The sequence below is a fragment of the Bradyrhizobium xenonodulans genome, assembly GCF_027594865.1.
Lineage (GTDB): Bacteria > Pseudomonadota > Alphaproteobacteria > Rhizobiales > Xanthobacteraceae > Bradyrhizobium > Bradyrhizobium xenonodulans.
In genome coordinates, this window is the sequence record NZ_CP089391.1 from 5,726,148 (window position 1) to 5,739,443 (window position 13,296).

Below are 13,296 nucleotides of genomic sequence, written 5' to 3' on the forward strand. Positions count from 1 at the left end.
TGCCGTACGCACGGCCCGCCATTTCGCCGCAGTTTTCCCGACCCTGTCGACGGAGCCGAAAACTTACAGACGAGACGAAGCCTGACAGCGCCGTTCGTCCGCACGCGGTTTCGAACTCACGGGGGCTACCCGCCCTGCCCGTACCCTCTCGTGCCGACGCTGCCGCGTCCACCGCAAGCCCGGCTCGCGAAAATGACGACCACAAGATCGCCCCTCAAGGATGAGCCGGGATGGCCGACACATACGTCAAAACCGAATTTCGGTAAAGCGGAATATTTTCGCGCGTGCGGATTGACAGCCTTGCAGGTGTTTTGCCCGACGGGCAGCCCGGCGAGATGCCAGGCAACATCTGTTTACATCCAGCAACATTCCATCTGCCGAAAGGCCACGATCGCCCGGCTAATGGTTCCAGCCTCGCCCTGTGCCCCTCGAAGGCCGCGGGCACTCCCTCCTTCCGGAGCGGGGCCAATGGATTTCAGCCGATTTGATGCCGTCACACCCGTTCGCCGTTAGTCCCGTGTCATCCGCAAAGGAGAACCATCATCCGACGCCCGGCCTGTCGCGCAGCGCCGTCTTGCGCGCAAGATCCGTCTGCGTTGCGCTGATGCTGACCGGTGCATTGGCTGGCTGCGCGGTCGGCCCGGATTATGGTGGCCCGCCCAGGCCGGACTTGCCCTCGCACTGGAGCAGCAAGACCGCTTCGCATCGCGACGCCGGCAAGCTCGATCGCTGGTGGCTGCGCCTGCGCGATCCCCTGCTCAACCGGCTGATCGAAGAGGCCGTCCAGGCCAACCCCGACGTCGCGAAGGCGAAAGCGGTCGTGCGCGAGGCGCGCGCCACGTTGCAGCAGACCGCCGCAGGCCTGTTTCCGTCCGTGAGCGGGACGGCCTCGGTCACGAACAACAAGACCAGCGCTTCCTCCTCTTCCGCCCTCGTCGACAGCGCCCCCTACACGCTGCACCAGGCGAGCTTCGATTCGAGCTGGGAGCTCGATCTGTTCGGCGGCACGCAGCGAAGCATCGAGGCGGCGCTGCGCGGCGAGCAGTCCAGTGAAGAGGATCTGCGCGACAGCCTCGTCACGCTGATCGGCGACGTCGCCGCCTATTACGTCGAGGCGCGCGGCTATCAGGCACGGATCGCGCTCGCGCAGCGCACCTCGGTCTCGCAGCGCGACACCGAAAAGCTCACCCGCAGCAAATACGAGGCCGGCAGCGGCAATGCCGTCGATCTCGCCAAGGCCACCGCGCAGGCCGCCAGCACCGAGGCGAACGTGCCCACCTATCAGGCCGCGCTCGCGGCCGATATCCACCGGCTCGGAATCCTGCTCGGGCGGCCGCCAAACGGTGTTGCCTCGCTGCTGGCGCAGTCCGCACCCGTGCCTGCGCCGCGCATGCCACTGCCGACGGGGCTGCCCGCCGATCTCCTCCTGAGCCGGCCCGACGTCGCCAGCGCCGAGCGCAAGCTGGCGCAGGCGACCGCCAAGATCGGCGAGGCTGAAGCCGACCGCTACCCCGCGGTGTCGTTGACCGGTTCGGTCGGCACCTCTGCGCTGCGCACCGGCGATCTCGCAAAATATTCCAGCGTGAGCTGGTCGGTCGGGCCCTCGGTGACGGTGCCGGTGTTCGATGCCGGCAAGCGCCAGGCGGCGGTCAGGATTGCCGAAGCGCAGCGCGACCAGGCCTTCGCGACGTTCCATTCGACCCTGCTCACCGCGCTCGAAGACGTCGAGAACGCGCTGGTCTCGCTGTCGCGCGAACGGGTGCGCGCCACCAAGCTCACGGAGGCGGCCAAGAACTACCGCGAGGCCGCGCGACTGTCGCGATCTCTGTTCGAGACCGGCAGCGCCAGCTTCATCGACGTGCTGGACGCCGAACGCTCACTCTACTCGGCTGAGGACTCGCTGATCCAGAGCAAGGTGTCGGCGGCCAAGGACTACATTTCCCTCGCAAAAGCGCTCGGCGGCGGCTGGACTGATCCGGTCGACATCTCGACGCCGATCATCGTGGACGCCAACACGGGACCTCACTGGCGGGAGACGGTCAAGTGACTGCTATCATCACCGCCAAGCGGCTGAAGCTCGCCGCCGCAATTGTTGCCGTCGTGGCGACGGGGGTCGTCGCGGCCACGCGTTTCCCGGGCACGTCGAACAAGGCGCAATCCTATATCACGGCGTCCGTCACCGTCGGCGATCTGCGCGAGGAAGTGCTTGCCAGCGGCACGCTCAAGCCGGCGCGGCTGACCGCCGTTGGCGCGCAGGTGTCGGGCCGGATCACCGCGCTCAACGTGCGGGTCGGCGACCGCGTCAAGGCCGGCGACGTCATCGCCCAGATCGATCCCGTCACCAAGCAGAACGATTTGCGCAGTTCCGAGGCTTCGCTGAAGAACTATCGCGCGCAGAAGGACGAGAAGGAGGCTGCGCTGGTGCTGGCCGAAGCCAATCTGGCGCGCCAGCAGGCGACATTGGCGCAGCGGGCGACGTCACGCAGCGATTTCGACAGCGCGGACTCGACCGTGCGCCAGACCCGTGCGCAGATCGTCGCCCTGGAGGCCCTGATCGTGGGGGCCGAAGCCAGCGTCGAAACGGCCAGGGTCAACCTCGAATACACCCGTATCACCGCCCCGATCGACGGCACGGTGCTGGCGACCGTGGTGCAGGAGGGGCAGACGGTCAACGCGGTGCAGTCCGCGCCGACCATCGTCGTGCTCGGCCAGCTCGAGACGATGACGGTGCGGGCAGAGATCTCCGAGGCCGACATCGTCAAGGTCAGGCCGGGGCAATCGCTTTACTTCACCATTCTCGGCGATCAGGACCATCGCTACGAGGCCCGGCTGGAGCAGATCGAACCCGCGCCCGAATCGATCAAGAACGACGCCAGCTTCTCCTCGACCACGACGTCGAGTTCGAGCTCCAGCACGAGCTCGTCGAGCTCGACCAGCACGGCGATCTACTACATCGGCGTCTTCAACGTCCCCAACAAGGGTCTGTCGCTGCGGACCTACATGACCGCGGAGGTGCACATCGTCACCGGCGAGGCCAAGCGAGTGAAGGTGATCCCGGCGCTGGCGGTCATGCGGAAATCCGATGGCCGCAGCACGGTGCGCACCCTCAGCACGTCGGGTGACGTCAGCGAGCGCGAGGTCAAAATCGGCCTCAACGATCGCACCACCGTCGAGATCAGATCGGGTCTCGACGAGGGCGAACGGGTCGTCACCGGAGAGGCCAACGAGCAGACCGCATCACGCGGCATGCCGGGCGGTCCGCCGGGAGGGGGAGGTCCCTGACATGACCGATCCGATCATCGCGCTCGAAAATGTCCGGCGGGAGTTCACGGCCGGCGACACCCAGGTGGTCGCCCTCGACGATCTGTCGCTGAGCATCCTGCCGGGCGAGATGGTCGCGATCATCGGTCAGTCCGGATCTGGCAAGTCGACGCTGCTCAACATCCTCGGCTGTCTCGACCGTCCGACGTCGGGCGCCTATCGCGTCGCCGGCAAGAACGTCTCCGAGCTGGATGCGGACGCGTTGGCGGCGCTGCGCCGCGAGCATTTCGGCTTCATCTTCCAGCGTTACAATCTGCTCGGCGACCTCTCGGCCGCCGCGAATGTCGAGATCCCCGCCGTCTACGCCGGCATCAATGCGCGCGAACGCCGCACGCGCGCGAATGGGCTGCTCGAGCGGCTGGGCGTCGCGACCCGAGGCGGCCATCGCCCCAACCAGCTCTCCGGCGGCCAGCAGCAGCGCGTCTCGATCGCCCGCGCCCTGATCAACGGCGCCGAGGTCATCCTGGCGGACGAGCCGACCGGCGCGCTCGACCGGCGCAGCGGCGAGGAGGTCCTGAAGATCCTGAAGGAGCTGCATCGCGAGGGGCGGACGATCATCATCGTCACCCACGATGCCGATGTCGCCGCCCGCGCCGAACGGATCATCGAGTTGCGGGACGGCCAGATCGTCGCCGACCGCCGCACGGAGGCGGCGGGCGTATCAGAGCCGACGGCTCCGGTCGCCCGAACCACATGGGACAGCGGTGCCGGCTGGTCCGGCGCATTGGGGCGTTTGCGAGAAGCATCGCGGATGGCGCTGGTGGCGATGGCCGCGCACCGGCTTCGCGCCTTCCTGACCATGCTCGGCATCATCATCGGCATCGCCGCGGTGTCGTCCGTCGTCGCGCTCGGCAACGCCTCCCAGCGCAAGGTGCTGTCCGATATCGCAAGCCTTGGCACCAACACGATCGAGGTGTTCCCGGGCAAGGATTTCGGCGACGCCCGCGCCGGCAAGATCAAGACGCTGGTGCTCGACGATGCCCGCGCGCTCGACCGGCAGAGTTTCATTGCCGGCGTCACGCCGACGGTCTCGACCAGCACCACCGTCCGCTACCGCGGCAACGAGTCCAACGTGCTGGTGAACGGCGTCGGCGAGAGCTACTTCCAGGTCAAGGGCGCCAAGCTCGCGAAGGGACGCCTGTTCGATACCGACGCCGTCCGCAACATCGAACGGCAGGCCGTCATCGACGACAACACCCGCAAGACGTTCTTCGCCGACGATCAGACCGCAGGGATCGGCCGCGTCATCTGGCTCGGCAAGGTGCCCTGCCGCATCGTCGGCGTCATCGCCCAGCAGCAGGGCGGATTCGGCTCGAACCAGAACCTGTCGGTCTACCTGCCCTACACCACCGTGCAGGCGCAGTTCACCGGCGACCACGCGCTTCGCAGCGTCCTGCTCCGGATCAGCGATGAGGTCTCGACCAATCTGGCGCAGGACGCGGTCACCACGCTGCTGACGCAGCGGCACAACACCCGGGATTTCGTCATCCTCAACACCGACGATATCCGACGCACCATCACCAGCACGACGCAGACGCTGGCGTTCCTCGTGGCCGCGATTGCGGTGATTTCGCTGATCGTCGGCGGCATCGGCGTCATGAACATCATGCTGGTGTCCGTCTCCGAGCGGATCAGCGAGATCGGCGTACGCATGGCGGTCGGCGCCCGGCGCAGCGACATCCTCCAGCAGTTCCTGGTGGAGGCGACCCTGATCTCGTCGATCGGCGGCATCGCCGGCATTCTCGTCGCGATCCTGCTCGGCACCGCCATCAACATCGCGATGCCGGGCTTCCAGGTCAGCTATTCGCTGTTCTCGATCGGCGCGGCGTTCCTGACCTCGACCGGAATCGGGGTCGCGTTCGGCTTTTTCCCGGCCCGCCGCGCCGCCTTCCTCGACCCCGTGGTGGCGCTGAGCCGTGACTGACCCTAGGATTGCACCATGACCGTAGCTCTTCGGACGAGACAATCGTCCGCAAATCGACCAACGATCGGTAATCCCGATGCGATCTCAATCATGACCAATGGCACGCAGAACATCCTGGTCGTCGAGGACGACCAGCAGACCCGCGAGCTGATCGCGCGCTATCTGCGCGATCACAAATTCGCGGTCGCCGCCGTCACCAACGGCAAGGAGATGGACCGCTATCTGTCACAGAACCGGGCCGACCTGATCGTGCTCGACCTGATGCTGCCCGGCGAGGACGGCCTCAGCCTCTGCCGCCGCGTGCGCATGGAGTCCATGACGCCGATCATCATCCTCACCGCGAAGGGCGAGGATCTCGATCGCATCCTCGGCCTCGAAATGGGCGCCGACGACTATCTGCCCAAACCGTTCAACCCGCGCGAGCTGCTCGCCAGGATCAACGCGGTCCTGCGCCGGCAAGCGAGCGGCCTTGCGACCAGCTCCACCGCGACGCGCCTCAAATTCCAGGGCTGGATCATCGATCTTCGCTTGCGGGAACTGCGCGACCCCGAAGGCGCGCAGGTGCCGCTGACGAGCGCCGAGTTCGATCTGCTGCAAGCCTTCTGCGAGCGGGCCGGCCGCATTCTGACCCGGGACAGCCTTCTCAACATGACGCGCGGCCGTCCCGGCGGTGGTTTTGGCCGCAGCATCGACGTGCTGGTCAGCCGGCTCCGCCGCAAGCTCGACAGAACGGAAGGGACGTCCGTGATCAAGACCGTCCGCACCGGCGGCTACATCTTCACGCCGGTGGTGGAGGAAGCATGAGCCGCCTCGCCGACATCGTCGCGCTGTTCAGCTTCAGGCGGATCAGCGGCCAGATCGCGGCCCTGATCCTGGTCTCGCTGATCCTGATCCACGTCCTGGTCGCCGGATATTTTCTGCTCAACCGGCCGAAGATTCTGGCGGACAGGCCGCTCGAGCAATTTGCGCTGATCGTTCAGATCATCGCCAACACACCACAAGCCGAACGAGCGCTTGTCCTGGAGAACGTCAGCCGGACCTTTCCCGGGTTGAAACTCCAATTGCGAGAAGGCGTTTCCGCCTCCGCCGTGCCGTTGCCGGAGCGGACGCTGAACGTTCCCTCGCCGCTCGACGGCGAAGTTGACCTCATTCGCGGCAGCACGTCGGAAGACGATCGCGTGTGGTTCCACCTGTCGAAGGACGACGTGCTCGAAGCCACGATCGGATCGCCCAAGATTCCGGCCTTCGTCAGCGGCCTCTGGACCTCGACGCTGCTGTTCCTGGTGGCGAGCATGACGCTGCTGGGCGCCTGGGCCGGCCGCGCACTCTCCGCGCCTCTGTCGGCCTTCGCGCGGGCGGCTGAAAGCTTCAGCCTGAACGGAACGTCTGCGCCGCTCTCCGAAACCGGGCCCGAGGAGATCAAATCCACGGCGCGGGCGCTCAACCGGATGCGCGAGCGCATCACCGCGCTGATGAACGACCGAACCCGCATGCTCGCGGCCATCAGCCATGATCTGCGCACGCCGATCACGCGGCTGCGGCTGCGCTCGGAATATATCGAGGATCCGACACAGCGCACGCAAACCGTGCGCGACCTCGACCAGATGCAGTCGATGCTCGAGTCGGTTTTGTCGCTGCTGCGCAATCAAAGCCCGGTCAAGCCGACGCTGGTGGACGTTGCCGCGCTGCTCCAAATGGTCTGCGAGCAATTTTCGGATTCCGGATTTGCCGTGACTTATACCGGCCCGGACCGGGCCACCTTCATCCTGCGGCCCGACGAGATGATCCGCGCGGTCACCAACATCGTCCAGAACGCAACGCGTTTCGGAACCCGGGTCGACGTCGCGTTGCTGGTGACCGGGGACCAGCTGGTCATCGATGTCTTCGACGATGGACCTGGCATTCCCGATGACAGGAAAGCGGCGATGCTGGAGCCGTTCGTACGGGGCGAGGAAGCCCGTACCATGGACGAGACCGCGGGCTTTGGCCTGGGTCTCTCGATCGCGCAGGCGATCGTGACCGCGCATGACGGAACGCTGCTGCTGCTCGACAACGAGCCAAAGGGCCTGCACGTTCGCTTGCAGCTCTCGAGCGCACCCTGCGACAATTCGGGCATGCCTCGGACATAAAGGCGCGGTATTCCTCGGGCTTATCGTCCGCCCCGCCTCTGTCCCCCGGAGTTCCCATGTCTTCTGCCGACCGGCCGGCGACGCGCCTTGCGACGCGGCTCGCCTTCCTCGTCGCGGGCTTCGGCACCGCGTGCTGGGCTCCGCTGGTGCCGTTCGCGAAGACGCGGCTCGGCGTGGACGACGGCGTGCTCGGATTGCTGCTGCTCAGCCTCGGCATCGGTTCGGTCGTCGCGATGCTCGTGACCGGCATCATGAGTGCGCGCTACGGCAGCAAGCCGATCATCATCGCGGGCGGGCTCGGTCTGGCGCTGGTGCTGCCGCTGCTGGCGGTCGCGAGCACGCCGGCCGCGCTGGCGCTGGCGCTGCTCGCGTTCGGTGCCGCACTCGGCTCCATCGACGTCGCCATGAACATCCACGCCGTCGAGGTGGAGCGTGCCGCGGGACGTCCGCTGATGTCGGGCTTCCACGCGCTGTTCAGCATCGGCGGCTTTGCCGGATCGGCCCTGATGACCGCGCTGCTGTCGCTGCAACTCGGCGCGTTCGCCTGCACGCTGATCTGCGCCGTGCTGATGCTGATCGCGATGCTGGTCACCTCACCGCGCCTGCTTCGCTCCGTGCAGGTCCAGGACGGACCGCTGTTCGTGCTGCCGCACGGCTCCGTGCTCCTGCTCGCGCTGCTCGGCGCCATCACCTTCCTGGTCGAAGGCGCGATGCTGGACTGGGGCGCGCTGCTCGTCATCGGCGCGGGCCTCGTCTCCGAGGCGCAGGGCGGCATCGGCTACATGGTGTTCTCGATCGCGATGACGGTCGGGCGGCTCGGCGGCGACGCCGTCGTCGCACGCATCGGCGACCGCACGACATTGGTGTGGGGAAGCCTCATCGCCATCGCGGGTTTTGCGGTGCTGCTCACGGCGCCCATCGCAATGGTCGCCATCGGCGGCTTCCTGCTGATCGGCCTCGGCGCGTCGAACCTCGTGCCGGTGCTGTTCCGCCGGGCGGCGCGGCAGACGGTGATGCCGACCGGGCTTGCCGTCGCGGCGATCACGACCGCGGGCTATGCAGGGATTCTGGTCGGCCCCGCCGGTATCGGCTTCGTCGCACGTCTTGGCGGACTGCCGGCGGCATTCTGGCTGCTGGCCGCGCTGATGTGTCTCGTCACGCTGTCTGCGCGCATCGTGACGCGCACCGACGCCTGAGCGGCCTCACAAATTGCCGAGCCCGATCGATTTGATCAGGGGCGCTAGGCTCGCCGATGTCGCCTCGACGATGCGCTGGAATTTGTCCGGGCTCGAATCATTGTCCGGCTCCATGCCCTGGGCACGGTAGCTGGCCTGAAGCTCCGGATCGGCCATGGCAAGGCGCGTCGCCTGTGCGATCCGGTCGATGATCGCATCCCCGGTGTCCTTGGGCGCAAAGATGCCGAACCATCCCTCATAGCGGAGATCCGGCATGCCGGATTCGACGGCGGTCGGAATCGCCGGCGCCCCGCTCAGCCGCCTCTCGGTGGTGACCGCCAGCAGCCTGACTTTCCCGGCGTGCGCCAGTTGCTGCAACTGAACAGACATGACGGCGATGACGAGCGAGATCTGGCCACTGACGAGGTCGTTGGTCGCCTGCGCAATGCCCCGATACGGAATGTGGACGATGTCCAGCGAACCAGCCTGCTGCTTGAAGGATTCGCCGACCAGATGATTTCCGGTGGCGATGCCGGGTGTCCCGTAGGACAGCTTTCCCGGATTGGCCTTCGCGTGGGCGATCAGCTCGCGCAGGTCTGCGGCCGGCACCGACGGATGGACGGCAAAGACCAGCGCGCTGTTGATCAGGCGGTAGACGGCGCGGAAATCGCCGACGGCATAACCGGGATTCGCCGACGTCAGGGGAATGATGACTTGCGTGCTGCCGTTGCCGAGCAACAGCGAATAGCCGTCGGGCTCCTCGCGCGCGACCGCCGCGGTGCCGATCGCGCCGCCCGCCCCGCCAATATATTCGACGAAGGTCGGCCCGAGCAGCGACGACATCTTGTCGACCCAGGGACGGCCGATCTGGTCGCCCGATCCGCCGGCGCCATAGGGAATCACGAGGCGAATGGGGCGGGACGGATAATCGGCGGCTTGCCCGCTGCGCGAAAGAGCCGCCAGCGCCGCTGCGCCCGAGAACGCATGGACCAATTGTCGCCGCGAGAGGGAAGGCATGATCGAATTCCGGAAGTCGGTGGTCACAGTCGAGGCGGGACCGGCTCCCGGACCATCTCATCGCAGCGATCCGCGACCGCCGTCAATGCCCCATCCGGGTGAGAGGCCCGGGGCCATCGCTCCGGATGCGGCTCTAAGCCATTCCTTTTCAAGCATTTTTCAGCGGATCGACCGACCCACGCCGCCTGCGCAGGGCTGCCGGCCAGGCCCACTGCTTTCGGCCAGTTTACTGTACGCCTCGTTCTGATAGACCAGAAAGAAATACCTTTTGACTCCCGTTGAGGGGGCAATGGCGCGTGCCAGCTCGTAGCGAAGACTCGGCCATTTCCTTTGGGCCATTTCGACTGTTTCCGAAGTCCCGGCTCTTGGAGAAGGAGGGCTCGCCGCTTCATGTCGGCGGCCGTGCGCTCGATATTCTCATTTTCCTTGCCGAGCGCCCCGGCGAAGTCGTCGACAAGCGCGAACTGGTCAAGCGCATCTGGGCCGACGTCAATGTCGACGAGGGCAGCCTGCGTTTCCACGTCGCAGCGCTGCGCAAGGCGCTCGGCGATACCGGCAAGTCGGCCCGTTATGTCGTCAACGTCCCCGGACGCGGCTATTGCTTTGTCGCCTCGTTTGCTCAACCGGCCCCGGCCGCCGCACAGCCAACCGTCGACATCCTGCCTCCCCGCTCCCTCCCCACGCCGCTCTCGAAGATGGTCGGCCGGGAGGAGATCGTCGAGAAGATATCGAACGGGCTTTCGCTGCATCGCTTCATGACCGTGGTCGGCCCCGGCGGCATCGGCAAGACCGCCGTCGCCGTCACCGTCGGACATCGCCGATCGGCGGATTTCGGCGGGCGGGTGTTCTTCGTCGATTTCGGCCCGCTGCGGGATGCGAGCCATATCGCAACCAGCATCGCCTCCGCGCTTGGCCTCACCATCAGCGCGGAGGATCCGACGCCGGCGCTGCTGACATTCTTGAAGACCGGCCCGGCCCTGCTGATCTTCGACAGCTGCGAGCATGTGCTGGACGCGTTGGCCCCGCTCGTCGAGCGCATCGTGCGCGAAGCGCCGCAGCTTCGCGTTCTCGCAACCAGCCGCGAGTCGTTCCGGAGCGAGGGTGAACGCATCTTCCGGCTGTTCCCGCTGGATTGCCCACCCGAGCGCGAGGGTCTCGATGTCGCCGAGGTCCTCGCCTATCCGGCGGCCCAGCTCTTCGTCGAGCGCATCGCGCAGAGCTCGGGTCCGTTCCAGCTCAGCGCGGAGGAAGCGCCGCTCGTCGCCAGCATTTGCCGGCGGCTCGACGGCATCGCGCTCGCGATCGAGCTTGCGGCGGGCCGCGTCAACGCCTACGGCATCGCCGGCACCGCATCGCTGCTCGACAGCCGCTTTTCGCTGCAATGGCGGGGACGCCGCACCGCCGTGCCGCGGCACCAGACGCTCGCGGCGGCGCTCGACTGGAGCTACGACCTGCTGCCTCCGGCGGAGAGCGCCACGTTGCGACGCCTGTCGGTCTTCGCCGGGCCGTTCGCGCCGGAGGCCGCCGCTTCGGTGGCCGCCGGCGACGGCCTCAGCGCATCGGAAACGCTGGAGGCGATCGACAGCCTGGTCACCAAATCGCTGATCTCGCCATACGGCTCGCGGACGCTGCGCTATCGCTTGCTCGACACCACGCGCACCTACGCACATGCGAAGCTCAACGAGCTCGGCGAGACCGGTCGGGTCGCGCGGCGTCATGCCGAGCATTTCCGCGATTTCTTCGAGCACGCGGACGCCGATGCTTCGACGCCGCTGCCGGAATGGCTGAGCGTCTATGGCGCGGAGCTGGACAATGTGCGCGCCGCGCTGAACTGGGCCTTCGGGCCCGACGGCGACACGACGCTCGGGATCGCACTGACAGCAGCCGCCGTCACGCTGTGGGTCCGCCTGTCCCTGTTCGCCGAATGCCGCGAGCGCGCCAAGACGGCGCTCGCCGCGCTCGGCGACGGCGAGGACAATGACCGCATCCGGATGCAGCTGCTGGCGGCGCTCGGCTGGTCGCTGATGTATGGCGAGGGCCGCGCGCGCGAGGCGCGCCCGATCCTCGAGACGACCCTGGAGCTGGCCGACCGGCTCGACGACAAGGATTTCCGCCTGCGCGCGCTCTGGGGCCTGTGTATCGACCAGTTCAACAACGGGCAGTTCGGCAAGGCCCGCGCACTGGCCGACCGCTTTGCGACTGCCGCGGCGAACTCACCTGACAGGACCGATGTCATGCTCGGCGACCGCCTGACGGCGGTGGCGCTGCATTATCTCGGCGAGCAGAACGAGGCACGCGTTCGCATTGACCGCGTCAACGCGTCGCTTCATGTGCTGGCCGAGAAGCCGAAGATCTTCCCGCTCGACCTCCGAATATCCACGCAATATTTTCGGGCGCGCATCCTGTGGCTTCAGGGCCTCGCCGATCAGGCCCAGGCGCTCGCCGCCCGAAACATCGAGGAAGGCCGTGCCAACGGCCATGCGCTGACGTTCTGCAGCGTGCTCGGACAGGCGACCTGCCCGATCGCCTTCTGGTCCGGCGATTTCGAAGCCGCCGAGCGCCACGGCGCCGAGCTGCTCGAACATACCGAGCGCCATGCCATCCGGCTGTGGGGCCTGTGGGCGCGGGCCTTCAACGCGGCCGTCATGGTCAGGCGCGGCGACGTCGCGACGGGCCTGCCGCTGCTGCGCGAAGAGCTCAATCGCGCCGGTGATGCGCGTTTCCTGCCGCGGTTTCTTCCTCTGCTCGGCGAGCTCGCCGCGGGTTTTCTGGAAGCCGACCAGATCGACCGCGGCCTCGACGTGATCGAGGACGTCCTGACCCGCTGCAATGACCGGCAGGAGCTCTGGTATCTGTCGGAGCTGACCCGCATCAAGGGCGAGTTGATGCTGAGGAGCGTGCGGCATTCGGGCGATGCCGAGGCGTTCTTTCGTGAAGCCATGCGCATTGCCGTCCAGCAGGGCGCACGTTTCTGGGAGTTGCGTTGTGCAACCAGCCTCGCACGATTCATGATCGGAGCTGGCCAGAACGCGCAGGCTCTGGCCATTTTGCAGAACGTCTCCGGGTCGTTCACAGAAGGCGCCGACATCGTCGACATGCGCAGCGCCCGCGCGTTGATGGCGCAACTGCGCTGAGGCGCCCTAGCCTCCTACGGCAGCCGCGCGCCGCGGCAGCTTCCAGTCGGGCCGGATGAAGTGGCAGGTGTAGCCGTCGGGATAGCGCTCCAGATAATCCTGATGCTCCGGCTCGGCTTCCCAGAACTCGGCCGCGGGCGCGACCTCGGTCACCACCTTGCCGGGCCACAGGCCGGACGCTTCGACGTCGGCAATGGTGTCTTCGGCGATCCGCTTCTGCTCGTCGCTCGTCGTGAAGATCGCCGAGCGATAGCTCGTGCCGAGATCATTGCCCTGGCGGTTGAGCGTGGTCGGATCGTGGATCTGGAAGAAGAACTCCAGCATGGTCCGGAAGCTGGTCTTGGCGGGATTGAAGATGATCTCGATCGCTTCGGCGTGGCCTTCGTGGTTGCGATAGGTCGCGTTCTTGACGTGCCCACCGGTGTAACCGACGCGGGTGGAGATCACGCCCGGCTGCTTGCGGATGAGATCCTGCATGCCCCAGAAGCAGCCTCCGGCCAACACTGCGCGTTCCGTTGTCATCTGTCCGCTCCCGATTGATCGCTCTTTATCTGCCTTATCATATGCATTCGGCGGCCCGTCCGAAAGGCACGCGT

The 13,296-nt window shown here is 66.6% G+C and carries 9 protein-coding genes; 7 read left to right on the forward strand and 2 right to left on the reverse strand.

Annotation, left to right across the window (positions count from 1 at the left end):
* Positions 1-517 precede the first annotated feature (517 nt).
* The 6 genes from I3J27_RS27300 (at position 518) to I3J27_RS27325 (ending at position 8,570) form a co-directional block, all read left to right on the forward strand.
* Positions 518-2,047, forward strand: a complete 1,530-nt coding sequence (locus tag I3J27_RS27300) for an efflux transporter outer membrane subunit (RefSeq protein ID WP_270161981.1) — start codon at positions 518-520, stop codon at positions 2,045-2,047.
* A complete protein-coding gene (locus tag I3J27_RS27305) occupies positions 2,044-3,282 on the forward strand; it encodes an efflux RND transporter periplasmic adaptor subunit (RefSeq protein ID WP_270161982.1) in 1,239 nt (412 codons plus the stop codon). The genes I3J27_RS27300 and I3J27_RS27305 overlap by 4 nt, the downstream gene beginning before the upstream one ends.
* 1 nt (position 3,283) lies before the next feature.
* Positions 3,284-5,245, forward strand: a complete 1,962-nt coding sequence (locus tag I3J27_RS27310; RefSeq protein WP_270161983.1) for a MacB family efflux pump subunit — start codon at positions 3,284-3,286, stop codon at positions 5,243-5,245.
* A 90-nt stretch (positions 5,246-5,335) separates the two neighbouring features.
* Positions 5,336-6,049, forward strand: coding sequence for a response regulator (locus I3J27_RS27315; RefSeq protein WP_270161984.1), 714 nt, complete (start codon positions 5,336-5,338; stop codon positions 6,047-6,049).
* Positions 6,046-7,374, forward strand: coding sequence for an ATP-binding protein (locus I3J27_RS27320; RefSeq protein WP_270161985.1), 1,329 nt, complete (start codon positions 6,046-6,048; stop codon positions 7,372-7,374). Before I3J27_RS27315 ends, I3J27_RS27320 begins: the two co-directional genes overlap by 4 nt.
* A 56-nt stretch (positions 7,375-7,430) precedes the next feature.
* The gene (locus tag I3J27_RS27325; protein ID WP_270161986.1) at positions 7,431-8,570 is read left to right on the forward strand and encodes an MFS transporter; all 1,140 of its coding nucleotides are present in this window, start codon (positions 7,431-7,433) and stop codon (positions 8,568-8,570) included.
* Between the two features lie 6 nt (positions 8,571-8,576).
* Here I3J27_RS27325 and I3J27_RS27330 read toward each other — a convergent pair whose 3' ends face one another.
* On the reverse strand, positions 8,577-9,566 hold the full coding sequence (locus tag I3J27_RS27330) for a Bug family tripartite tricarboxylate transporter substrate binding protein (protein WP_270161987.1): 990 nt from the start codon (positions 9,564-9,566) through the stop codon (positions 8,577-8,579).
* Positions 9,567-9,862: 296 nt separating this feature from the next.
* Between I3J27_RS27330 and I3J27_RS27335 the strand changes: the two genes are divergently transcribed.
* Positions 9,863-12,700: an ATP-binding protein gene (locus I3J27_RS27335; RefSeq protein WP_270161988.1), complete on the forward strand. Its 2,838-nt coding sequence runs from the start codon at positions 9,863-9,865 to the stop codon at positions 12,698-12,700.
* Positions 12,701-12,706: 6 nt separating this feature from the next.
* On the opposite strand, the gene msrA is transcribed toward I3J27_RS27335, so the two are convergent.
* On the reverse strand, positions 12,707-13,222 hold the full coding sequence (gene msrA, locus I3J27_RS27340) for a peptide-methionine (S)-S-oxide reductase MsrA (protein ID WP_270161989.1): 516 nt from the start codon (positions 13,220-13,222) through the stop codon (positions 12,707-12,709).
* Between the last annotated feature and the right edge of the window lie 74 nt (positions 13,223-13,296).

Excerpts from the sequence above, each read along its gene's own strand:
- I3J27_RS27310 (WP_270161983.1), top strand. The coding sequence starts at position 3,284 with ATGACCGATCCGATCATCGCGCTCGAAAATGTCCGGCGGGAGTTCACG.
- I3J27_RS27315 (WP_270161984.1), top strand. The coding sequence starts at position 5,336 with ATGACCAATGGCACGCAGAACATCCTGGTCGTCGAGGACGACCAGCAG.
- I3J27_RS27320 (WP_270161985.1), top strand. The coding sequence starts at position 6,046 with ATGAGCCGCCTCGCCGACATCGTCGCGCTGTTCAGCTTCAGGCGGATC.
- I3J27_RS27325 (WP_270161986.1), top strand. The coding sequence starts at position 7,431 with ATGTCTTCTGCCGACCGGCCGGCGACGCGCCTTGCGACGCGGCTCGCC.
- I3J27_RS27330 (WP_270161987.1), bottom strand. The coding sequence starts at position 9,566 with ATGCCTTCCCTCTCGCGGCGACAATTGGTCCATGCGTTCTCGGGCGCA.
- msrA (WP_270161989.1), bottom strand. The coding sequence starts at position 13,222 with ATGACAACGGAACGCGCAGTGTTGGCCGGAGGCTGCTTCTGGGGCATG.